The sequence below is a fragment of the Sulfurovum xiamenensis genome (assembly GCF_030347995.1).
In the GTDB taxonomy this organism is placed as follows: Bacteria; Campylobacterota; Campylobacteria; order Campylobacterales; family Sulfurovaceae; genus Sulfurovum; species Sulfurovum xiamenensis.
Genome location: NZ_JAQIBC010000002.1, coordinates 58,748 through 83,418 on the forward strand (window position 1 = coordinate 58,748; position 24,671 = coordinate 83,418).

Here is a 24,671-nt window from a genome sequence, read left to right on the forward strand (position 1 = left end):
ATATGTCATATATTTGAGGATGGATTTTGAAGATCGATATAATGGAGATAGATATTTTATGGAGGACAACTTTTGTTTTTGCATATCGATATAGACAGTTTTTTTGCTTCTGCAGAACGTTCTGTAGACCATAGGCTTAAAGGTATACCTATGTGTGTAGGATCCCGTAGCAACCTTGAGATATTTAACAAGAAACGCACCTATATCAAGCTTATGAATGATAATTCAGGGGCCTTTGTGACTCCTGTATTCTACAGTGATAAAAAGAAAACATTCGAGTCTTATTTTGTAGATGAGATAGAGGGAAGAAAAAAGATACGGGGCATCGTGACCACTGCTAGTTATGAAGCTAGATCATGTGGGGTGAAGACAGCCATGCCCATTGCCCAGGCTTTACAGCTTTGTCCTCAGTTAACGGTCGTGCCTTCGAACTATCCGCTTTATCATAAGCTTTCTCATAAGATACATGCATTTATCTCTGCACATATACCCCAAGTAGAGCAGTATAGCATCGATGAGTTTTTCGGAGATGTCAGCGGATGGAAGAGAGATGAAGAGGTGTATGTTTTCGCTCAAGAGTTGCAGTCAAAGATACTTGAGTATTTTGATATTCCTGTTTCTATAGGTATTGCCAAAGCAAAATGGATCGCTAAACTGGCAACAGAATCTGCCAAGCCTTACGGTGTGTACGAAGTGAAGGATATAGATAGCTATATAGAAAAGATTCCTATCAAAGAGTTTCCGGGTATAGGAAAAGGATTTCAAAAGAGGCTTGAATCACATTATATCTCTACACTGGGCGATATAAAACGGCATAAAACACTTTTTGAATCATGGAAAAAACCCGGTATTCAACTTTATAGACGTGTCACAGGAACAGACAATGAAGGTATCAGCAGCAGAGGGGAGAGGAAGTCCATAGGGATCAGCCGTACGTTTGATGCCATACATGACCGTGATGAGATCAAGAGACGTATTATGATCATGGCAAGGCATATCATCTATATGGTGATGGCTATGGAGGTGAATCCTACAAGCTATTATCTGAAGATAGGGTATGAGTATGGTGGCAAAGCAAAAAAGACACTGACTGTGGACAGAGTCTTCTCTGAAACACTCTTTAAGTCCATGCTTTCAGAGATGTATGAAGAGATGGTCCAGCCCAATAAAGGGGCCATAAAACTGACGTTGAACGTTTCAAATTTTGCTTCACTTAACCTGAAGACACTTTCACTGATAGATTTTTATGAGGACAGTAAAGAAAAACAGTTACATCAAAATATACATGCGTTAAGAACACGTTTTGGACTAGATATCATCAAAACAGGAAATGAATTCTAAAATAGTATCAAATATATTTAAGTTGTTAGTGTTTCATGCTACAATGCTGTATGAATTTAAAAAGACTGTTCTCGACAATAAAAGAGCTTCAAACGGTTGATGACTCTGTGATCATCGCACTCTATACACTTTCAACTAGAGCACTCTTGGTTGTTGTTCTGTTAGCTATTTTAGTAATTATAGCTTTATACCCAGTACTTCATGGAAGTATCCTGGTATGGGCACTGAGTCTGATGCTCTTAACGGGATATAGACTTTATTCTGCGTATATGTTTAAACAAAACCCTAAAAAATACTCCATGGCATTATGGTACAAGAAATTTATCTTTGATGCAATATTAACCGCACTTGTTTTCTCAACATTAGGTTTTATTTTTATACATCAGGTGGATCCCTATTATCAACTTTATATCGTTGCAGTACTTTTAGGCTTGTCTTTAGGTTCTACAGTCTCTTTATCGGCAGATGCACGACTCAACATCATGTATTCAGCTATTCTTTTATTGCCTCTTATCTATTCAATGGCATTTCTTTATGATACACCTTTGCATATCATACTTACAATTTCATTGATCTTGTATTTTCTTGCACAAGCGACCAATATCTATAATATGTATAAACAGAAAAATGCTTTTAATACGTTGCAATCTGAGCATATGCTCTTAAACAGTTTGTTTAAAAATGCACCTCTTGGTATCTTTACCTATGATAAAGACCTCAAGGTACTGGAGTGCAATGAACAGTTAAAGAAACTCTTTGAGTATGAAACAGATGAGATCAGAGGTATGGATCTTCATCTCCTTCCGGATAGAGATATAGTAAAAGTATTAGAAAATGCCATTATAGAGGGAACAGAGTCTTATGAAGGTCCCTATGTATCTCTAAAGAATAAGTCTTTTTGGATCGATGCCAAAGTGTTTTCTTTTACCGATCTGGATAATAATATTTTGGGTGGCGTAGGTATGATAGAGGATAAAACGAAAGAACATACCGCCTTAATAGATCTTGAATATATGGTGCAGCATGATGTACTTACAGGTTTGTTAAATCGTAGAGGTTTTAGAATCTATATGGAGAACCTTGTAACGAGTCCAAAACATCAAACATATTTTTCCATACTTTTTTATCTTGATCTCAATCAGTTTAAAAGCATTAATGACTCTTTGGGACATCAAGTTGGAGATGATGTTCTTCTTGCTGTTTCTAAACGTTTGACCAATCTTTTAGGAAAAGATTGTATGGTAAGCAGATTAGGGGGAGATGAATTTATCATTATCATTCCACATGTATCAGAAGATAAAAATATGGCAAATCAAGAAGCTGAAGAGTTTTCTAGAGAGATACAGGATCTTTTCTTAGAACCATTTATTATAAAAGAGATGCATTTACATATTAAATCAAGTATTGGTATCGTGCTTATGGATCCTGGTTATAAGGATATCGTAGAGATCATAAGACATGCTGACCTTTCAATGTATCAAGCAAAGATTGATAATGGACATATCGCCTATTATGATTCCTCTTTGGACAAACAACAAAAAGAGCTATTTATACTTCAGCATGATCTGATATATGCAGTCAAAAATAATCAGTTGGGTCTCTTTTATCAACCGGTTGTTTCCATAGATGGTAATATCGTGAGTTCTGCGGAGGCACTTGTACGTTGGGAACATCCGACAAGAGGGTCTCTCTCACCACAGGATTTTATACCATTGGCTATGAAAGCAGGTCTGATTTCACAGATTACATGGTGGGTTCTTGATACTATATGTCAGCATATATCTCACTGGAAAAAAGAGAATAGATGGAATCTTGAGTATATTTCAATGAATGTCAATGCACAGCAATTTGTAGAAAATGATTTTGCTAGAGAATTTCTCAAAAAGTTAAAAGAGTATGGACTGGAGACTAATGACATTATGATAGAGATCACAGAACGATCACTGATTGATAATTTTGATTATACAGAAGATGTCATCACTGAATTACGGAGACAGGGAGTAAGATGTGCCATCGATGATTTTGGTACAGGCTACTCTTCTTTATCTTATTTGAAGAAGCTTTCTTTCCATACATTGAAGATAGATAAGGAATTCATAAAAAATATCGAAACCAGCGCTAAAGAGGTACATCTTGTTTCAAGTATTTTGGGTATAGGAAGACAATTTGACTATAACATCGTTATAGAAGGTATTGAAAATGAACAGCAACAAGAGCTGCTGAGAGAGTTAGATCCAAAACTTAGGTATCAAGGATACCATTTTTGCAAAGCCATTGATGCAGAAGAGTTTAGTGAACGTTTTTTAACATAGTTACATAAATTCTTATGTTTTTATCTCCCTTTCATATTTATGTCATTAAAGATGTATCTAATTTTTGATTCTATATAATGCTTTTGTTTATCGTAAAGAGACTTTTTAAATATTGTTTGTTGTGCCAAACTTGTTGTGAAGCAAGGACGGAAAGCCATGGGTCTTAACTTTAAGATCGCCAGGTTGCCAAATACCATATGTGTGTATGATGTATGATTCTGCCTTTTTCCTACCTGTTTTAATTGCAAATATTATTTAATTCAATTTATTTTGTTGTGCCAAACTTGTTGTGAAGCAAGGACGGAAAGCTATGGGTCTTAAAATATTAAGATCGCCAGGCTGCCAAAATGAATCTTACTTCTTTTGTGCAACATTCAATTACACTAAGGATATTTATGAAAAAATTTCATGCTCTGATCGGTATGATAGTATCGTTCACACTGATGACACTTATCTCTGGATGTGGAGGTGGTATAACTACTGACAGTTCTGCTAGTACCGCTAGTACAGGTACAGTTGCTCTGCGTCTAACAGATGCACCTACTGATGATAAAAATGTAAAAGGTGTGTATGTAACTTTTGATGCACTGCGTTACCAATATGCAGATAGCAGTGATGGTTGGCAAGATGTGGACCTAAATGAATCAAGAACCATTAATTTACTCGATCTGCAAGACGGAAACACGACACTATTAAATAAAGTTGAGTTACCCGCAGGAGAGATAGATCATGTACGTTTTGTACTCAATACAAATGAGTGTTATGTTGATCTGGTTGTTGGTGGCATGCAACCCTTAGAAGTTCCAAGCGGTGATCAAACAGGCTACAAAGCAATCGGAGGATTTACGATACCAGCCGGTGGTACAGTGAATGTTACAGCTGATTTCGATGTAAGAAAATCTGTGACTGTGACCGGTAATGTTAAGAAGAATGTAAATGTTACCTATAAGTTAAATCCTACTATCAAGATTATTGATAATATAGAAGTAGGTGAGATCAATGGTACAATGACATTGAATTTAGATGAAAATGTTTCATCAGTAATTGTCTATGCTTACGAAGATGGAAGCTGGGATTCTAATGAATCAAATGCAACCAATAATTTTGGAAAAGCAATTTTAAGTACAGATGCTACTGACGGAAGCTATACATTACCATGGCTTACTATAGGTACATATGATCTTGTAGTTACTTCACAGGATGTTAATGGTACTTTTAAAGACATCTTAGGATACTTTGATGATATCGTTGTATTGCCAGGTGAAACAACAAACCAGGACATTACGGACGAAACAATATCAACTACACTGCCTTAGGCCACATATTCCTCACTTATTAGAAGTGGGGAAACTCAATAAATAAATCTTAGCCTATGATTCTTCTTCACGCTCAAAGAGCTATTTAATCATTTATCTTATATAATAAGCATGTTTTATACGTTAAAGAGATATTTTAAATACTATTTGTTGTGCCAAACTTGTTGTGAAGCAAGGACGGAAAGCCATGGGTCTTAATCTTAAGATCGCCAGGTTGCCAAATACCATATGTGCGTATGATGTACTATGCTGTCTTTTCTCTTTACCTGTTTGAACTTTAAATATTATTTATTCAACCCTATTTTGTTGTGCCAAACTTGCTGTGAAGCAAGGACGGAAAGTCATGGGTCTTACATATGAAGATCGCCAGACTACCAAAATGAATTTTACTTCTTTTGTGCAACATTCAATTACACAAGGATATTTATGAAAAGATTTCAGACTCTGATCGGTATGATAGTATCGTTCACACTTATGACACTCATCTCTGGTTGTGGAGGCGGTGGTACATCTTCTACACCAACCGGTACTTTATCACTAAGCATGACAGATGCACCACCAAAATTAGAAGGAAATGTAACAGCGGTCAATATTGCTGTGATCGGTATTGAATACAATTATGAGGGAAATTGGGTCAATGCTGAAGAATTTGAGCCGAAAACTTTCAATCTACTTGATCTTCAAAATGGTAAATCACTGCATTTGGGAGATTTAGTACTTCCTGCTGGACACTATAAGGAGATTCGTTTTAAGTTGGCTATTCCTACAAAAGATACACCAGCTGAAATCCAAAGTAATCCAGACTGCAATATAACAATTGATAATGTTTCTTACCCATTGTTTACCCCTAGTGGTGCGGAAACGCAAAGTGGTTATAAGGGTAAAGGTGCATTTGATATTACAGCTGATGCAAAAATTGCAGTGACTGCTGATTTTGACATACATAAAGCAATTGTGGTTACAGGCAGTTCAACGAAAAATACAAAATATATTTTGAAGCCGGTTATCAGATTAGTTGTTACTGAACTATCAGGTATGATTAATGGAACAGTAGTAGATGCAGATGCAGAAAAATATGCGTCTTCTTCTTTAGTTGTTTATAGCTACAAGTCTGGTGAGTATAATTCAGATGAAACAGTTGCTGATGAGAATGGTAGTATTTTTCTGAATTCTGTAAGTGCAGCCGATGTCAATATGACGGATGGTAATTTTACGTTGGCATTCCTTGGTGAAGGAAATTACAGTCTTATTACGGCAGAGTACTTAGGTGATGTATTTCATGGTGTTGTGGATCAGGAAGATAATGTTGAAGTCTTGACAGGTGAAGTAACACCGGTGGATATTAATACTTCAGATAATACAATTTAATAATGTATTCCAGGCTACATACAAGGTATGGGTCTGGAGAGACGATAGAGATCAATGAGATGATCTCTATTGAATAAGCGCTTTTGTACTGAGTTCTACATCACACTTTTAAAAAACGATCTGCCCATCTTGCTGCATACGTTTGATAATACCTTTTGCCATCTCATGGCCTTGATAAGCAGCTTTTCTACACCATTCGATGGCTTTCTCTTTGTTCTCTTCACAGCCTAATCCCATGTCATAGAGTGCGCCTAGATTAAATTGGGCCTTTGCATTACCTACCTGAGCTGCTTTAGAGAAGAGTATGAATGCTTTTTTATAATCCTGATGTACACCACGACCTTCTTTGTACATGGCACCTAGGTTGTTAAAGGCATCGATGTTACCTCTTTTGGCTGCTTCTTCATACCAGAAGGCTGCCTCTGATTCATTCTTCTCACAACCTTCACCATTTTCAAGCATTAATGCCACTTCAAATTGTGCCAAAGGTACTTCTCTGGTCGCTGATTCCAGATAGTAGTCAAAGGCTTTTTTCGTGTCTTGGTTGACACCAAGCCCTCTAAAATAGAGGTACCCAAGGTAATAGTAGGATACAGGGTCCTTTTGTTTTTCTAGAGCAGAGTAGAGTTCAAGAGCCTTGTCGTATTCTTTTGCGAGTAATGCGTTGTACGCTTCTTGTGCTAGAGGAGTCATTATGCACCAAACCCTGCAAGTTCGTTTTGAACTTTTTCCATTTTAGCCTCTGCATCCTCTAACGCTTTTCTGTTCTCTGTAATGACTTGTTCAGGTGCATTGGCTACAAATTTTTCGTTATTTAGCATGCCACTGAGTTTTTGTATCTCTTTTTCGAGCTTCTCTTTTTGTTTGCTAAGTTTACCGATGATCGCACTTAGGTCGATCTCTTCAGTCGGGATATAGACTTCAAGGTTGTCAGATACGTCTGTTACAGAATTCTCTACTTTTGCATCTACAAATTCTATCTCTTCTACTTTTGCCAATTTCTGGATAAATGGTTTTGCTACATCCGTATCGATAGTTGTTCCAAGTTTGACATATGCCTTTGCGATCTTGGAGTTACCCATATCGATAATTACTTTGGCTCTTCTTATCGCAGTAATGGTCTCTTCGATGATAGCAAACGTCGCTTCTGCATCTGCATCCGCTTTAACCTCTTTAGGGAAGTTCATCACCATGACCGAGTCACCACTTTCCAATTCAGTACCAGAGAGTTTATGGTAGAGATGCTCAGAGATGAATGGCATGAACGGAGAAACCATCTTGAGCGTCTCTTTGAAGATCGCACCAAGTTCTGCGATAGACTCTTTACTTGCTTTAGAGTATTCGATACCCCAGTCACAGAATTCATTCCATACGAAACGGTAGAGTGCTGTTGCTGCTTCGTTGAACTTATATGTTTCCAGTGTCTCACGTACCTCTTCCACTGCACGAGAGAGGCGGCTTTGCATATATTTACCAAGCGGTGTCTTGATCTCTATATCCTTCAGATCTGCAAAAGTATCTACATTCATCTGCAGGAAATTTGAAGCATTATAGAGCTTGTTTGTAAAGTTTCTGAACTGCTCAAGATTCTTTGCACCAAGTTTAATGTCACGTCCCTGAACTGCAAGGAATGCCAGGGTAAATCTGATGATATCTGCAGAGTGCTCTTCAACCATATCAAGTGGGTCAATTACGTTACCCTTTGACTTACTCATTTTAGCCCCATGTTCATCACGAACAAGCGCGTGCATATAGATATCTTTGAATGGCAGTTCACCTCTGAAGTGCTCACCCATCATCATCATCCGAGCTACCCAGAAGAACATGATATCAAATCCTGTGATCAGCAGCGAGTTCGGGTAGAAGTCAGCCAGGTCACTGTCGTTGTATGTCCCTTCCATCTTGCCATTGTTTCCCCAGCCAAGTGGAGAGAAGGCCCAAAGTGCAGAAGAGAACCATGTATCCAGTACATCAGGGTCCTGGCGGATCTCGGTGCTAGCACAGTGAGGACAAGCTTCGGGGTTATCGTGTTTGTCAGCCCACTGGTGATCACAAGAATCACAATAGAATACAGGGATACGATGTCCCCACCAAAGCTGTCTTGAGATACACCAGTCACGAAGCTCATCCATCCATGCTCTGTAAGAGTTGAGCCAGTGAGGAGGGTGGAACTGTGCTTCACCCGCATAGGTCTTTTCGATGGATTTTTTAGCGACTTCACTTCTAACGAACCATTGTTTAGAGATGTATGGTTCAACAATATTTTTACATCTGTAGCAGTGTCCTACCTGGTGTTGGTGATCTTCAATTTTGACGATGTAGCCTTCTGCTTCAAGTTTTTCAACGATCGGCTTTCTGGCTTCAAGTCTCTCCATACCGGTAAACTCACCGCAGTATTCGTTGAGGATACCTTTTTCATCAAAGACTGTAATGAACTCAAGGTCATGTCTTTTACCTACTTCGTAGTCATTCTGGTCATGTGCAGGGGTGACCTTTACGATACCTGTACCAAACTCCATATCAACATGTTCATCAGCAATGATCTTTATCTTCCTGTCAGTAAGCGGAAGGATCACCTCTTTACCGATGATACCTTTGTAGCGCTCATCTTCAGGGTGCACCATGATCGCCGTATCCCCAAAGTACGTCTCAGGTCTGGTGGTTGCTACAGTGACATGTCCACTCCCATCAGCAAAATGGTAGTTCATATGATAGAACTTACCATTTACCTCTTCATGCTCCACTTCGATATCGGAAAGTGCACCATCATGGGTACACCAGTTGACCATATAGTTGTTCTGTACGATCATACCTTCGTTATAGAGGTGGACAAATGCCTCTTTTACCGCTTCTTTAAGACCTTCATCCATGGTGAAACGCTCTCTGCTCCAAGCAGGTGAAACCCCGAGCTTTCTCATCTGGTGAACGATCGTACCGCCTGAGTACTCTTTCCACTTCCATACTCTTTCAAGGAAAGCTTCTCTTCCTAGGGCTTCTTTAGTCGTTCCTTCAGCAAGCAGTTGCTTCTCTACGACATTCTGTGTTGCGATACCGGCATGGTCGGTGCCGGGCTGCCAAAGAGTCTTGTATCCATCCATTCTTTTATAACGTGTGATGATATCTTGTAGTGTAAATGTAAGTGCATGACCGATGTGCAGACTTCCTGTGACATTTGGAGGAGGCATCATGATCGCAAAGTTCTTGCCATCTTCTTGGATATTTTTGTTCCCCTCTATCTCAAAATAGCCACGATCTTCCCATATCTCGTAGTAATGGTCTTCTACTTCTTTTGGATTATATACTGCTTTTTTTTCGGTTGTTTCGCTCATAACTTCCATTCCTATCTATTATATTGCCGCGATTATAGCGTAATGGTGCTTTTTGTTTTATGGGCGTGTTTAAAAGAGGGGGGTTTTATTTTTTTTATGCCATTGGATAATAGCATGCCATGCTTCTTCTGCATTATCGACGTAAGTTATGATATCTAGATCATGAGGCTCAATGGCATCTTCTTCCTCTAAAAATTCAAAATCAATCATACGATTCCAATACTCTTTACCAAGTAAAATAATGGGAATAGGGGGTGTTTTTTTTGTTTGTATCAGTGTTAATACTTCAAAGAGTTCATCCATGGTACCAAAACCACCGGGAAAGACAACCAGTGCTTTGGCACGTTGCATGAAGTGGAGTTTCCGCATAGCAAAATATCGAAATTGAAAACAGAGTTCGGGCGTAATGTATGGGTTGGGGAACTGTTCATGTGACAGTTCGATATTGAGACCTATAGATTTGGCACCTACATCAGATGCTCCACGGTTTGCTGCTTCCATGATACCCGGACCACCTCCTGTCATTAAGGTGACGTGCGCATCTTCAGGGCATTTACCGCTTTTCCCCACCAGTTGACCGAATTTACGGGCTTCATCATAGTAATGACTCTTTCTTACACTACTTTCCGCTTTTTTAAGGGCAAATAGAAGTGCTTCTGATTGAGGTGAACTCTCCAACTCTTGTTCGATCTTTTTCAATGCTTTTAACGCCACATCAAATTCTACGATACGTGCACTGCCAAAGACAACGATCGTATGATCAACACCTTGCTTTTGCATCTTGACCTCTGCTTTGAGATAGTCAAGCTGAAGTCTTACCCCTCTGGCTTCATCAGAGTAGATAAAATTCTTATCTTCCTCTGCGATTTCATAAGATGCATCATTGATGATAGCTTTGATCTGTTGTAATGTTTCAGAATAATTATTGGACTTTTTTTTCATACGGATACCTCTAAAGTTATTATACATATTTTTTAACTGAATTACTTTGAATACTTTTAATGGTATAATTTTTTATAATCATTTTATAAAAGGCGTAGGATGAAAAATATAGCCATACTCTGTTCCGGTGGTGATGTTTCAGGAATGAATGCTGCTTTAAAGCGTTTTGTTGAATACAGCATTGGAAAAGGACTTAGACCCTATTTCGTTGATCATGGTTTTGATGGTTTGATAGATAACAACATCTATGAGGCATGTTACAGTGATGTTGCAGGTATTATTTCCAGAGGAGGTACCAAAATACACTCTTCCCGTTCAAAACGTTTTATGGAACAATCCTATCGTAAACAGGCAATTGATAACCTAAAATCTCATAACATAGGATATTTGGTCGTTTTGGGTGGTGATGGTTCATTTAAAGGGATGCAGGCATTGAGTGATGAGAGTGAAGGTTTAAGTTTTGCCGGTATCCCTGCTACTATCGACAATGATATTGCTGGAACAGAGTACTGTCTTGGGGTAGATACAGCACTCAATGTCATTAAGTATGCCATAGACTCAATCAGAGATACGGCATCATCCTTTAGCCGTGCATTTGTCATAGAAGCGATGGGTAGAGAGTCTGGATACCTGGCACTTGTCTCAGCACTGACCTCTGGGGCAGAGATGTGCTTAATACCGGAAATTCCCTATGATCTGGACAACTATAAATCATGTTTTCAAAAACAGAGGATAGAGGGAAGAGACTATTTTATCGCAGTGGTCTCTGAAGCTTTGAAAAACTCTGAAGAAGTCGCACAGTGGTTTGAAGAGGAGCTAGGAGTAGAATCCCGTATTACAGTGTTGGGTCACATACAACGCGGAGGGAATACTACCGTGTATGACCGCCTTATGGCTTTTCATTTTGTGACCCAGGCTATAAATGGATTGCTTGAGGGAAATAAGAGTTCAGTTATCTGTTATGGTGATGGTGGATTCAACCATAAAAAGATAGAAGAAGTAGCGTATAAAAAATACCAGATAAACCCGGAGTTGCTGAAACTCGGAAGAGAATTCGGTTGCCATATATAAAATATTATTTTCTAGTTCCTTTAGTATTACTGGTAAGTGCCTGTGCTTCCCCAGAGGGAGAGGTGATCGCACACATCCCGGAAGCTTCTGGTATAAGTTACTGCAGCAGCGATGATACACTTGTTGTCGCCAATGATGAAGGGACCTACTATAAGATCTCTCGAAAAGGAAAGATACTCCAACACACAAAGTTAGGAAAGTATGATCTAGAAGGTGTTGTATGTGAAGAGTCACAGATGATATTTGCAGTTGAAAATAAAGGAATGTTGCTTGTTGATACTCAGACAGGTGAAAAGAAGGAAATTCCTTTGGATACCATGTATCATGGAAAAAAGTTATCGCTGATTAGTAAAAAATCAGGGGTAGAAGGTATCACGAAAGTTGGCAACAGTATTTATCTGGCCAAACAATCCAACAAGAAAAAAAGATCATTCATTGCTGTAGTAAGATTGATGCCTTCTCCTTCAAAGATCGTTGATGTGATTGAACATCGTGTCGCTGATACTGCAGGACTTTGCTATCATGACGGATATCTTTATATGGTGAGTGATAAAAAGGATCTTCTGATCAAATATGATCTACAAAAGAAGAAAATCGTACAAAAAGTCAAATTAGCAAAGGGAGCCTGGGAAGGTATAGCCTTTGATGCGAAAGGCAATGTTTATCTTGCAGATGATGACGGACGCATTGTAAAATACAAGAAAAAGAGACTGGGGTTATAACACACAGTTTTTTTATATAGACCTTATCCTTTTTTCAATAGCCATAAATGTTTATAGCTTTGATAAAAAACAATATTTATCAAAGCACCTATCATTGCAAGTGCGGTATCTTTATGTGCATCCCAAACATCTCCCTGTGTGCCTAAAAAAGCCATACCGAGTTCAGGGTGGAGTATCACTGCTGCCAACCACTCAAGCATTTCGTAAAAAGTGGAAATAGAAATCACCATTGTCAATGTGAAGAGCAGGGCAGTTTTTAGTGTCGTGGCTGATGAACTGATCATTTCAAACAAAATTCTAAAAACCAGAAGGCCGAAAAGAAAATGTACTAAACGGTCAAAATGGTTTCTTTCAAATCCAAAAAAATGCGTGATGGCATTGAAGTGTTCCATTTCCGCATAGGTATAGTGTGAACCCAGAGAGTGTAAACTGGCAAATATCAGAAGTAATACAAGACTTGGCAGTGTATAGTGATATTTTTTGTCCATCAAGAAAATAAAAGGAAAAAAAATGAATACCAATACATTTTCAAGCAGCCAGTCCTGCGGATATTTTGGATTGATCGCCATGATGGTCCAAACAATAATATAGATGGTAAATACGACTTTATGTGATTTGGGCATAGCTTTCTCCTTCTCTCTATAGTATTATATATTAGAAGTTCTTATTTAAAGAACTTGCCAAAGAGATAGAACAATAGTGATAAAATAATACTGATCAAGATAGACGTTGTGATTGGAAAATAAAAGGAAAAATTCTCTTTTTTGAAGGAGATATCACCGGGAAGTCTGCCAAGGTTAAAAGGGAGTTTTTCGCTAAAGAGTAGAAGTATACCTAGAATGATGATCACCACACCCATAAAGATAAGACTCTTCCCAATATCTGTCATGATAACGATGCTCCTTACTTTATGATATTATAGGGTAAATCTTTTTTAAAGGCAAAAGGATGGATAGGATCATTATCAAGACAGGTGATATTACAAAAGAAAAAGTCTGCGCTATCGTAAATGCCGCAAACAGTTCGCTCATGGGCGGTGGCGGTGTAGATGGTGCTATCCACAGAGCAGGGGGTCCCAAAATCCTTGAAGCATGCGAACAAGTTCGCCAAGAGAGTTATCCTGAAGGTTTGCCTACCGGAGAATCTGTAGCCACTAATGCAGGTAACTTGCCTTCAAATTATGTCATTCATACAGTAGGACCGATCTATCATCAGTGCGGTGAGGATTGCTCAGACCTGTTGGCCTCATGTTATAGAAAATCACTTGAACTGGCTCATAGACTAGGGTGTAAGGATGTTGCTTTCCCTGCTATTTCTACAGGCATATACGGCTATCCTAAAGACAAAGCGGCAATAATAGCCTATGAAGTGGTGAGTCATTTTTTGAATGAAAATAAGAACATGCAGGTGCATTTTGTGTTTCATAATAATAGTGACAGAGACTTATTTATAAAAGCCATAGAAGGTGTATCATGAAAGTATCCGCTAATCTATTGTCTGTTATGATAAGAACAGGTAAAAAATAAAAAAAGGAGATAGGTTGTACCTTTTTACTTCAGAATCCGTTTCGGCAGGTCATCCTGACAAGTGTGCAGATATCATTGCGGACAGTATCGTAGATACGCTGCTGCAACGTGATCCAGATGCTAAAGTAGCAACAGAAGTGTTTATCAGTGGAAAACATATCATTATAGGTGGTGAAGTAAAAACAAAAGTCGCTGTGAATGATGCTTTTTATGAAGAGATCGCCATCAAAGCACTTAAAAAGATAGGATATCCTGAAGCAGGGTTTGAGAGAGGTGAAACCTTTTTCCCTGATGAGGCAGAGGTACATGTCTATGTCAGTACACAATCACCAGATATCACAATGGGAGTGGAAAAGAAAGATCATGAGATAGGGGCCGGGGATCAGGGAATGATGTTTGGATATGCCAACACTGAAAGAGAAGATTATATGCCCAGTGCCTTTTCCTATGCCAGAGAGATAAGAGATGTACTCTATGCCTATGCACTTAAACATCCAGAGACATTCGGTGTGGATATGAAAACTCAAGTGGTCATGGACTATGAAACGAAGGATAATTTTGATCATTGCATGCCTCAGCATATTGCAAAGATCATCGTGGCTATTGCCCATAACAAAGCTATAGCACAGAAAGAAGTAAAGCGTTTGGTCAAAAAGATCATCACAGAGAACGTAAAGTTTGAAGTAGGGCATTTTGATGAGAAACGTATAGAGTTTTATATCAACAATACAGGCAGATTTGTACAGCATTCACCCATTGCAGACTCGGGTTTGACAGGTAGAAAAGTCGTATGTGACACCTATGGCGGATATGCGCCTATCGGTGGAGGATCACAAAGTTCCAAAGACTATACGAAAGTGGATCGTACAGCACTTTATGCGGCTAGATGGCTTGCTAAACACATTGTTGCCGCTGGGCTTGCCAAGAAGGCACTGGTACAGCTCTCTTATGTGATTGCAGAGACCAGGCCTTCTTCAGTCACTGTCGACACCCTGCATACGGGGTTAACGGAGCTCAAAGACGAAGAACTCTCTCAGATCATCGCAGAGAAATTTACGCTGACGCCTAGATGGATCACCCAGAAATTTGGTCTGGATCGTCCAGGTCAAGAACGATTTTTATATGCCGATATCGCGGCAAAAGGCCAGATAGGCTATGCAGAGTATCCATGGGAAGCATTGGATGAACTGGATTGGTTTAGTACTTTAAAAGCGTAGCTACACACGTTTAAATAGTACAAGAGGCATTGATCTTATATTGACCGATGTCATTGCCTTTTATATCCATGACATGCACTGCACATGCCAGACAGGGATCAAAGGAATGCACTACCCGCAACACTTCCAACGGATTGGAGGGATCGGCAAGTGTGATACCGATAAGTGACTCTTCATAAGGCCCTCGGATACCTGAGGCATCCTTGGGTGAAGCGTTCCATGTGGTCGGAACAACGGCCTGATAATTGGATATCTTGGCATCTTCTATACAGACAAAATGTGACAGTACTCCGCGAGGGACTTCAAAGATCCCATGCCCTTTTGACTCTGAAGGGAGTGCTTCGAAGACATACTTTGTCCACGTCTCTTCATCATAGTATTTGATATTTTCGATAAGCTCGCTGCAAAAATCAAAGATATGGTCACAACAGACCTGAGACTCTACAGCACGCGCCGCATTGCGTCCCAATGTTGTAGAAAAATCTACAAGCTCGAGACCTGTTGCATCCATAAAGTTCTGCATGTAAGGTTTTATGGTCTTAGATCCTTTGCTGTAGCCCATAATCATACGTGCAACAGGTCCAACTTCCATCGGTCTGCCTTTATAGCGAGGCGCTTTGACCCAGCTGTATTTACCCTCTGTTTTTAGGCTTCCATCATCATTCAGGTCCGTATAAAAAGGTGTGGTCTCTCCATCATACGGCGATAGGGGTGCATCTTGTTCGTACCAAGAACGTGAGGCTTCTTCAGTGATGTATGCTTCATCGAAATCGTCTATGGTCTTAAAATCATGCGCATAGATCACTCCACCTTCAAACAGCTGTTCTGACTTTCCGAAACTGTAACCACCGACCGCCATAAAATTACCGCTTCCTCTTCCAAAACCGGATTTTATCTCATGTTTATAAGCCTTTACTGCCATTTTGATATCAGGAATATAAGCACGCTCGATAAAGTCACGTGTTTCTTTGAGGATAAACATAAAGTCATTCAGCCGTTGAGGGTTCAGCATGTCTGCCACGCTTGTTACTCCGCCAACCACTAGGTTTTGAGGATGCGGTGTCTTGCCTGCAAAGATTGCAATAGCCTTACTCATCTCACGCTGGATGTTCAAAGCTTCGAGATAATGGCTCATATGTACCAGGTTCTCTTCCGGTGTGAACTTATAGGATGAATGACCCCAGTAACCGTTGGCAAATAGACCGAGCCGTCCTGCTTTGACAAATGAATCTAACTTTTCCTGCACACTTTTCAAATGTTCAGCTGAACTTAGATAGGGGTGCTCATGGTATGCTTTTGCGACCTGTGATGCTTTTTCTGGGTTAGCTTCAAGGGCGGATACCACATCCACATAATCAAGAGAATGCAGATGGTAATAATGAACAATATGATCTTGAACAAAAAGTGCCAGTGTCACCAAATCTCTAATGATCTCTGCATTTTTCGGCAAGGCGATATTGTACGCATCTTCTACCGCACTGATGGAAGCGCGGTAATGCACATTGGTACAGACCCCGCAAATACGCTGAGCGATCAGTCCGACATCGCGTGGATCACGTCCTTTCAAGATCATCTCTATACCGCGGAACAACTGTCCCGAAGCCCATGCTTCAGTGACCACATTGTTCTCATCGACTTCGACCTCGATACGCAAATGCCCTTCGATCCTTGTAATGGGATCTATCACAATTTTACGACTAGCCATCGTTGGCTCCTGCATCTTCTAAGAGTTTTTTTGTCTCATCGTCCACTTCTCTGTGGTTTGCCAAATGGTCAAATGCGATCTTTCCAAGTCCACAGCCGAAACATCCGTGTCCTGCCTGCACCGGCCAGCTTGTTCCTTCATTGAACTTTACCAAAGAGCAGTTCAGATGGGCATAAGGGCCCTTGCATCCCATTTTGAAGAGACACCAGCCTTTTTTTGCTCCTTCATCACCCCACTCCTCAACAAATTCACCCAGCTCATAATGGCCGCGTCTTTCACAATTGTCATGGATCCTGAAACCATAGGCCCACTCAGGACGGTTTTTCTCGTCAAGCTTCGGAAGTTCACCGAACATAATGTAGTGCAGCAAAGTCCCTACAATATTGATCGGATTGACCGGACAGCCCGGAAGATTGATGATGTCATCCCTTCCCAAGGCTTCCGCAACACCTACCGCACCGGTCGGATTGGGCTTTGCCGCTACAACACCACCGTCAAATGCACATGAGCCTACAGCAAGTACGGCTGCTGCGTTTTGTGCAACACGCTTGAGCAAGTCATGTCCTGTCTCACCCTTTGGTCCGATCCTCAGAAATTTTCCTTCCATCCCCAAAGGAACAGCGCCCTCTACCATCAGGATATATCTGCCTGCATCATTTTCAATAATACTCTGGAGTACCGATTCTGACCGATCTCCAGATGCCGCCATAAGAAGCTCATGATAATCCAAAGAGATATATTTCAAAATAAGGTCTTCTACCTTGGGGTGAGCGGATTTGATAAAGCCTTCTGAGTTTCCCGTACAGTCAGCCAGTTCCAGCCAGATGATCGGTATCTTGTTCAATTGTTCAAGACCTTGGCCGACCAGCTCTTCATATTCTGGTCCTAGACGCATATTTGCAGTGATCATGGAGACCCAGCTATTGTATTCCTTTTTCAGATCAAAGGCTTTTATTGCTTCTTGAAGGTTCTCACCCTCTATCTGGTTCTTTGGATGTAAGGCATTATATTTGTCAATACGACGCTGGACTTTTTTCAGTTCTTCTGCCTTTTTCCTTTCTTCTCGTTCAGCTTTGATACGTTGTGCCTCTTCGGGATCTACCGGAGTATCTATGATCAACTGTTCCACATCTTTCTTGCAACGTCCGCAGACCCGTCCAGCTTCACTAAAGGACTTTAGTTCTGCAAAATTCTCAACACAGTTTGTCTTGATGATATCGACAAGGTCGTTCTTATAGCTTCCTACACAGCTACAGATTAGTCTACCGCGCTTACTGACAAGACGATTGGAATAAAAAGAAGAGGTATCGATCTTTTTATCCTCTTCCATCATTCTTTTCAACTCTATCACATCAACGTTCGTATTGATGCCAATAAAACGGACCAGCTTATCCTTATTCATAATATACTGATCGATACGTTCTTCCTGCTTTGATGAAATCACAATATCTTCATTATCTTTATCTTTGGGATCATACAGTGTCGAGGTGACATCTGCAAGCAAAAAAGAACCAACTTTGAGTCCGTCAACCGTCACAAACTCTTTAAATCCCTCACCTTCGATCTCAAATATAGAATCTATAGCGGCATCTGCCTGAAGGGTACACTCTCTGACCCTTCCTGCGATATAACCATCCGGCATCTGTGCGACTTCGCCAACGGCATATATGTGTGGATCTGAGGTACGCATATGTTCATCCACAAGGATGCCTTTGTCTATATCAAGGGTCCCTTTCGCACACTCAGTACTCGGTGTGATCCCCACTCCAAAAATAACAAAAGGATTATCTATAGTGTGTGATTTCATAATTACCTGTGTGATCTCATCGCCTTCGATCTTTTTATCGATGATCTCTTCTTCAAGCAATATCTGAACACGGGAGTCACTCTCTTCATAGATCTTCTTCATCATCTCTACAGCAACAGGAGTGAGTGCTTTATCATAAAGGTGCATACCGCGTGAGACAAGATAGATCTTTTCAGGCCCCTCCAATCCGCAAAGTGTGTCTAGAAGCTCCAGCCCAATAGGACCTACACCCATCATGACCACATTTTTGCCCTTGCTGCATTCAGCTATACATTCACTGTCAGCAGCACTTCTAAAGGTCCTGGCATTTTTTATACCCTCAATATCAAAGAGGGTTCTGGGATCAGAACCGGTTGCGATGATGAGAATATCATAGCTGAAACTCGAATTCTTTGTGTAGATCCGTTTGGCTTCTTTGTCTATTTGGATGACTTCAGAATCAAGTTCAAGTTGGACACCAGGAGGAAGAGGCAAGGCGATGTCTTTAATATCCGAAATACCATTGATCAGGGAGCATAGATGGATTCGATCATAGGGAGGATTTGATTCTTTTGATACGATCAATATTTCATACTTGGGCGCCTTCTCTAAAATCGAGTTGGCCATGTAAGCTGCAGCGATCCCACCGCCTATGATCACGATTCTCATAGTATCTCTCCGTTAAGCATATGCTATAGTTTACAGTAACTTTCTTAGATAATTATAACAAATAAAATATGTTACACTAATAGAGATGAAATACAGGAAACACAATGATTATTCCAGAGTATCCCCATTTTGAAACGATTGACTCCTTAGCCGAAAAAATGGAAATATCCAAAGAGGGATTAAGCAGTGACAGTGCACAAAAGAATCTTTCCATTTATGGTTTGAATGAGATCAAGGAAAAAAAGCATAATATCTTCATACTCTTTCTTTCTCAGTTCAAAAGCCCTTTGGTCTATGTACTGCTGGCTGCGGCACTGCTTTCTCTCTTTTTGGAAAATATACATGAAGGTATACTGATACTGATCATACTTCTGTTCAATTCTTTCATAGGATTTTGGCAGGAACTTAAAGCGCTTGGTTCCATTCAGGCACTTAAAAAACTTACAGAGAGCAAAACAAAGGTCAAACGTGATCATCAGGTACGTATTATACCTTCATCTGAACTGGTACCAGGTGATGTCATTCTTTTGTCTGAAGGTGATATTGTACCTGCAGATATACGTCTTTTTGAAACCAATGGATTTGTCATTGATGAGTCAATACTGACAGGAGAATCTCTACCTGTGGATAAAGATGCGAAACTTACATTGCCCAGAGACACACTTCCCTATGAAATGGACAATATGGCTCTCTCCGGAACCACGGTAACCAAAGGGAATGCAGAGGGTTATGTGGTTTTCACTGGACAGGAAACCTACTTGGCATCTATTTCATCCAAAGCTGAAGAAGAATCGCGGGATACGCCTTTGAGCAAAGCACTGGAGGCGTTCATTAAAAAGCATATGTTCGTCGTTATGATCCTGATCTCTATCACGGGGCTTCTCACATTTTTTGAAGGTAAAGAGATTGTTGAGATCATTTATCTGGTCATTGCTTTGCTGGTCGCCTCTGTACCTGAAGGACTGCCGATTGTGATCACACTGGTACTCACCATAGGAGCCATGACGCTAAGTCTAAGAAAAGCCTACATACGTCATTTGCCTTCGGTTGAAACGTTAGGCAGCACAACTGTCATCGCTTCGGATAAAACTGGTACCATCACACAGGGAAATCTTAAAGTAGAAGAGGTCTTTTTGCTTCATGATACTTTTTCACATACCGTTTCATCCCTTGCGAACGAATCCATAGAAGGTAAGGGTGATCCCGTTGACACGGCCCTTGCATTATGGGTAGGGGAGTCCTATAAGGATATACGTGATAAATATCCGCGTGTCAATCTCTATCCTTTCGACACGAAGCATCGGCTGATGGCAAGTTCAAATATGATGGAAAAAGAGCATAAGATCTTTGTCAAAGGTGCCTTTGAATCCTTAAAACAGTTTGCCACAAACCTGGATACTCTTGAAACACTCCAAAAAGAGCATGACAGACTGGCTTCCCATGGATTGAGAGTGATAGCTTTGGGTATGGGCGAACATACAACAGATGAGATAGAAAAATGGGAAATTGATATCGTTGGACTTGTAGGATTCATTGATCCTCCCAAAGAAGGGGTTCTGGAAGCGGTGAATAAGGCACAAAAAGCGGGCGTAAAAGTGATGATGGTCACGGGGGATAATGCCCTGACTGCGACAGCTGTTGCTAGATCTGTGAATATCTACAAAGAGGGAGATCTGGTCGTTACGGGCAAAGAACTTAATGAGATGGATGATGAAGAACTTACAAAGATCCTGCCAAAGGTCACTGTATGGGCAAGGGTACTCCCTGAACATAAGTACCGTATCGTAAAGGCACTGCAAAAAAATGGCGAGATCGTTGCCGTGACAGGAGATGGGGTCAATGATGTCCCTGCACTCAAAGCAGCTGATCTTGGCATCGCTATGGGGGAGGGAACGGATGCAGCAAAATCTACTGCCAATATGGTGCTTGCAGACAACAATCTTTCTGTCATTGTTGAAGCGATCAAGCAAGGGCGTTCCATAGCAAACAATATCCGAAAAACGATCTATTTTCTGCTCACTACCAGTCTGGATGAAGTGATCCTCATCACCGGGGCTATTTTAATGGCATTGCCGCTACCGCTCTATCCTATACAGATTTTATGGATCAATCTCGTTGCCAACAGTGCTTTGGATAAAACATTTCCATTTTTAAAAGATGAAGAAGATGTGATGAAACGAGCACCCAGTAAATTACATGAACAGTTTTTGGATAAAGTTCAGCTTTTACGTGTATTTTATGTCGTTATAGTGATTAGTATAGGAGCACTTTTTTTATATGCTTGGATGTTGGAACACTATACTAAGGAGAGCGCTATCTCCACATTGTTCACAGCTTTTATCATTGCTACATGGGTGAATGGTATTCAGTCACTCAAAGAACATGAACCTTTTTTAAAAAATATTAAAACATCATTGCAGATCAATCCTTATATTTTTTATGGGATAGGTATAGGAGTAGCCCTGCAGTTATGTGCCATTTATCTACTTTCTGATCTCTTCCATACTCTGCCACTTAACAGTGGTTCATTAACGATCATCGGTATCATGGCATTGTGGGTATTTGGAATGATAGAAATACGAAAATGGGGTGAGTACCTCTGGAAAAAAAGGAAGCATTGAAGAGTAAAATAGTATCAATGAATCAGACAGATCGCCTTTTTGACATCACCCATTTATCTGCCTCCATAACAGCAACCAATCCCAAAGCGATCATAGCAAGTTCCAACCACATGTTAAACGAGACTGGTTGTGTAGAGAGTACGTTTTGCATAAAAGGGATATACAAACATGCAATATGCAATAGCTGCGTAAAGATGACCCAAAAGATTAAAAACATACTGCTTCTATAGCCGACCTTGTGCAGATAATTGGTTTCTGTTCTGGCATTAAAAACATGTACATTCTCAAAGAGTACCATGAGAAGCAGTATAATGTTTCTTGCACTCTCCTCACTCTCTCCGTTTTTCAATAAAATATAAAAAAGTACGAAAGAGGTAACACCTATATAGAGGCCACCAATGAAGATACGTCTAAGCATAAGCCGGTTAAATATCGGTTCTTTGGGTGATCTCGGTTTTCTTTGCAGGAGTCCGGGTTCTGCTTTTTCCAGTCCTAGCATCACATCTTCGATACCATTGGTGACTAGGTTAAGCCATAAAAGTTGAACAGGCAACAGTGGTAGAGGAAGTCCTGTGAGAAAAGAGAGCATGACCAGAACCAACTCTGCAAAACCGGTCGATATCAGTAGATACACCACTTTTCTGATGTTATCATGTGCGCGTCTTCCTTCCTCAATACCATTGACAATCGAGGTGAAGTTATCGTCTGTTAGAATAATATCACTGGTTGCCTTGGCTATATCTGTACCGCTTTTGCCCATGGCAACACCGATATTGGCATGTCTTAGCGCAGGGGCATCATTGACACCGTCACCGGTAACGGCAACATAATGTCCAAGGGACTGATAGGCCATGACAATCATCATCTTTTGTGCAGGTGTCACACGGGAAAACACTGATTTGTCTTTCAGTGCCTCTGCCACAGCACCGCCATCTTCCCATGCCAGAAGCTCTTTTTCACTCATTACCTCCTCACGTGATGAGGCAATGCCAAGCTCCTGTGCAATAGAAAATGCTGTATTGGGATGATCTCCGGTGATCATGACCACTTTGATACCTGCCTCCTGCGCTTTGTTGATCGCTTCGGGGCTCTCTTCTCTGACAGGATCAATGATAGCCACAAAGCCAAGATAGGTAAAGTTTCTAAGATTGATAACAGACTCATCAGAAGACTCTTTATAGGCAAGTGCAATGGTTCTGTAGCCTTTGAGTGCCCAGGCATCCACTTCATTGAGTATCTCTATTTTCTCTTCCTGGGTCACATTGCAGTGTTCCAGTACCGTTTCTGGTGAACCTTTGCTGAACTGGAATATCAACTCATCCAATTCCATCATCACTGCAGAAAAACGGTTGATAGGCTCATAAGGTATCTCATCTATCTTTCTATAGGATCTAGAACTGGTGATATAGGATTCGTCAGCATTTGCAGCAAACTGCGCCAGGGCAATATCTACCTGGTCCCCATAAAAATCCACACCGCCTTCTTCAGACTCCTTATAATGCATTTCATTGCACAATACGGAAGCCAGGTAGACCATATCATGTACATCATCCAGTGAATCTGTATCATACACCATATGCGGTGAGATAAAATACTCTACACTGAGTCTGTTCTGTGTGAGTGTACCTGTTTTGTCGCTGGCTATCAGTGTACAGGCACCCAGCCCTTCAATGGCAGCCAATTTCCGTATAATGACATTTTTTCTGGACATGGACAAAGAAGCGGATGTCAGGGCAACCGTAATAGCTACAGGCAGACCTTCAGGGATGGTAGAGACAGCAAGTGCAACAGCAAAAAGGAAAAGTCCATAAAACTCCATATCTTTGAGCACACCTACTGTAAAAAGTATGATGACCATTATTGCAATGGCAATGGAAATAGTAAAAGAGAGCTTTTCCATTTTTTCAACCAAAGGTATCTTGGCTATGCTTTTTTTACTCAGTAACTGTGCTATCTTACCGGCTTCTGTCTCTTTACCTATAGCTGTTACGATACCTAAACCTCTACCACTGGAGATATAGGTACCTGCAAAGAGCATATTTTTGCGCTCAGAGATGAGAAGATCTTCGTTCGCACTGACAAAGAGCGCATCTTTATGCACATCAATGGACTCTCCTGTAAGCAATGACTCATCAACCATCAGGTTGTTGGCTTCAACAATCCTCACATCGGCACTCACTTTCGTACCGGGTTCAAAGATCAGTATGTCCCCTGTCACAATTTGACGACTGTCCACTTCCTGTAGCTCACCGTCTCTCAGGACCATGACATTGGTTTTGATAAGGTTTTGCAGCAGTTTTGCTTTTTGCGATGCAGAATACTCTTGATAGGTCCCTATCACTGCATTCAGAAGTAAGACAAGCAGAATAAATCCTGCATCTGTGTACTCTTGGATGATGAGTGCCATGAATGACGCTATAAGTAGCACATAGATGATAGGACTTTTAAACTGTTGAAGAAAATGTTCTAAAAATGACATTTCCGGTTCTGATGGCAGAATATTGAGGCCATATTTCTCTTGACGTGCATACACTGACTCTTCTGTCAAACCGGAATGATCTGAATCTAATAGTGAAAATGTCTGTTCGATCGTTTTGGTATGAAAATGGATGTTCCACCTCTTTTTGTAACTAAAGATATAGTACATGGTTAGTTCACATATAATCTATTTTACACTCTTTATTTTAACAATTTCATTAATACATTTAAGTCGCACTATTAAGTTTTTTAATAGTAGAATATAAAT

The 24,671-nt window shown here is 40.4% G+C and carries 17 protein-coding genes and 4 riboswitches; of the genes, 9 read left to right on the plus strand and 8 right to left on the minus strand.

Annotation, left to right across the window (positions count from 1 at the left end):
• Positions 1–72: 72 nt before the first annotated feature.
• The 4 genes from PF327_RS03415 to PF327_RS03430 all read left to right on the plus strand — a co-directional run bounded on the left by PF327_RS03415 (position 73) and on the right by PF327_RS03430 (position 6,337).
• Positions 73–1,341 (plus strand): DNA polymerase Y family protein, encoded by a 1,269-nt coding sequence (locus tag PF327_RS03415; RefSeq protein WP_289401345.1) that lies wholly within the window; start codon positions 73–75, stop codon positions 1,339–1,341.
• 50 nt (positions 1,342–1,391) lie between these two features.
• Positions 1,392–3,653: a sensor domain-containing protein gene (locus PF327_RS03420; protein WP_289401346.1), complete on the plus strand. Its 2,262-nt coding sequence runs from the start codon at positions 1,392–1,394 to the stop codon at positions 3,651–3,653.
• Between the two features lie 113 nt (positions 3,654–3,766).
• Positions 3,767–3,844: riboswitch (cyclic di-GMP riboswitch) on the plus strand.
• Between the two features lie 76 nt (positions 3,845–3,920).
• Positions 3,921–4,000: riboswitch (cyclic di-GMP riboswitch) on the plus strand.
• Positions 4,001–4,048: 48 nt separating this feature from the next.
• The gene (locus PF327_RS03425; protein WP_289401347.1) at positions 4,049–4,969 is read left to right on the plus strand and encodes a DUF4382 domain-containing protein; all 921 of its coding nucleotides are present in this window, start codon (positions 4,049–4,051) and stop codon (positions 4,967–4,969) included.
• A 144-nt stretch (positions 4,970–5,113) separates the two neighbouring features.
• Positions 5,114–5,191, plus strand: a riboswitch (cyclic di-GMP riboswitch).
• 78 nt (positions 5,192–5,269) lie between these two features.
• Positions 5,270–5,348: riboswitch (cyclic di-GMP riboswitch) on the plus strand.
• A 47-nt stretch (positions 5,349–5,395) separates the two neighbouring features.
• Positions 5,396–6,337, plus strand: coding sequence for a DUF4382 domain-containing protein (locus PF327_RS03430; RefSeq protein ID WP_289401348.1), 942 nt, complete (start codon positions 5,396–5,398; stop codon positions 6,335–6,337).
• Positions 6,338–6,445: 108 nt separating this feature from the next.
• On the opposite strand, the gene PF327_RS03435 is transcribed toward PF327_RS03430, so the two are convergent.
• The 3 genes from PF327_RS03435 to PF327_RS03445 form a co-directional block, all read right to left on the minus strand.
• Positions 6,446–7,030, minus strand: a complete 585-nt coding sequence (locus tag PF327_RS03435; protein WP_289401349.1) for a tetratricopeptide repeat protein — start codon at positions 7,028–7,030, stop codon at positions 6,446–6,448.
• Positions 7,030–9,666: a valine--tRNA ligase gene (locus tag PF327_RS03440; protein ID WP_289401350.1), complete on the minus strand. Its 2,637-nt coding sequence runs from the start codon at positions 9,664–9,666 to the stop codon at positions 7,030–7,032. The genes PF327_RS03435 and PF327_RS03440 overlap by 1 nt, the downstream gene beginning before the upstream one ends.
• Positions 9,667–9,735: 69 nt before the next feature.
• Positions 9,736–10,608: an LOG family protein gene (locus tag PF327_RS03445; RefSeq protein ID WP_289401351.1), complete on the minus strand. Its 873-nt coding sequence runs from the start codon at positions 10,606–10,608 to the stop codon at positions 9,736–9,738.
• A 99-nt stretch (positions 10,609–10,707) separates the two neighbouring features.
• Between PF327_RS03445 and PF327_RS03450 the strand changes: the two genes are divergently transcribed.
• Together PF327_RS03450 and PF327_RS03455 are read left to right on the plus strand one after the other, a co-directional pair.
• A complete protein-coding gene (locus tag PF327_RS03450) occupies positions 10,708–11,679 on the plus strand; it encodes a 6-phosphofructokinase (RefSeq protein ID WP_008243073.1) in 972 nt (323 codons plus the stop codon).
• Positions 11,667–12,401: an SdiA-regulated domain-containing protein gene (locus PF327_RS03455; protein ID WP_289401352.1), complete on the plus strand. Its 735-nt coding sequence runs from the start codon at positions 11,667–11,669 to the stop codon at positions 12,399–12,401. The genes PF327_RS03450 and PF327_RS03455 overlap by 13 nt, the downstream gene beginning before the upstream one ends.
• A gap of 23 nt (positions 12,402–12,424) precedes the next feature.
• On the opposite strand, the gene PF327_RS03460 is transcribed toward PF327_RS03455, so the two are convergent.
• Both PF327_RS03460 and PF327_RS03465 read right to left on the minus strand, forming a co-directional pair.
• Positions 12,425–13,024: a DUF2238 domain-containing protein gene (locus tag PF327_RS03460; RefSeq protein WP_008243069.1), complete on the minus strand. Its 600-nt coding sequence runs from the start codon at positions 13,022–13,024 to the stop codon at positions 12,425–12,427.
• A gap of 41 nt (positions 13,025–13,065) precedes the next feature.
• The gene (locus PF327_RS03465) at positions 13,066–13,290 is read right to left on the minus strand and encodes a DUF2905 domain-containing protein (RefSeq protein WP_008243067.1); all 225 of its coding nucleotides are present in this window, start codon (positions 13,288–13,290) and stop codon (positions 13,066–13,068) included.
• 59 nt (positions 13,291–13,349) lie between these two features.
• On the opposite strand from PF327_RS03465, the gene PF327_RS03470 reads away from it, so the two are divergent.
• Together PF327_RS03470 and metK are read left to right on the plus strand one after the other, a co-directional pair.
• Positions 13,350–13,877 carry an O-acetyl-ADP-ribose deacetylase gene (locus tag PF327_RS03470; protein ID WP_289401353.1) on the plus strand — a complete coding sequence of 176 codons (528 nt, stop codon included), beginning with the start codon at positions 13,350–13,352 and terminating at the stop codon, positions 13,875–13,877.
• A 64-nt stretch (positions 13,878–13,941) separates the two neighbouring features.
• The gene (gene metK, locus PF327_RS03475) at positions 13,942–15,144 is read left to right on the plus strand and encodes a methionine adenosyltransferase (protein ID WP_289401354.1); all 1,203 of its coding nucleotides are present in this window, start codon (positions 13,942–13,944) and stop codon (positions 15,142–15,144) included.
• 10 nt (positions 15,145–15,154) lie between these two features.
• On the opposite strand, the gene PF327_RS03480 is transcribed toward metK, so the two are convergent.
• Both PF327_RS03480 and PF327_RS03485 read right to left on the minus strand, forming a co-directional pair.
• Complete coding sequence (locus PF327_RS03480; protein WP_289401355.1) at positions 15,155–16,849, minus strand: nickel-dependent hydrogenase large subunit; 1,695 nt, start codon at positions 16,847–16,849, stop codon at positions 15,155–15,157.
• Entirely contained in the window at positions 16,842–19,304 is a 2,463-nt protein-coding gene (locus PF327_RS03485; protein ID WP_289401356.1) for a hydrogenase small subunit, read from the minus strand. The genes PF327_RS03480 and PF327_RS03485 overlap by 8 nt, the downstream gene beginning before the upstream one ends.
• 104 nt (positions 19,305–19,408) lie before the next feature.
• Here PF327_RS03485 and PF327_RS03490 point away from each other — a divergent pair, with 104 nt between their 5' ends.
• Positions 19,409–21,925, plus strand: a complete 2,517-nt coding sequence (locus PF327_RS03490) for a cation-translocating P-type ATPase (protein ID WP_289401357.1) — start codon at positions 19,409–19,411, stop codon at positions 21,923–21,925.
• Positions 21,926–21,947: 22 nt separating this feature from the next.
• On the opposite strand, the gene PF327_RS03495 is transcribed toward PF327_RS03490, so the two are convergent.
• Positions 21,948–24,572 carry a cation-translocating P-type ATPase gene (locus tag PF327_RS03495; RefSeq protein ID WP_289401358.1) on the minus strand — a complete coding sequence of 875 codons (2,625 nt, stop codon included), beginning with the start codon at positions 24,570–24,572 and terminating at the stop codon, positions 21,948–21,950.
• Between the last annotated feature and the right edge of the window lie 99 nt (positions 24,573–24,671).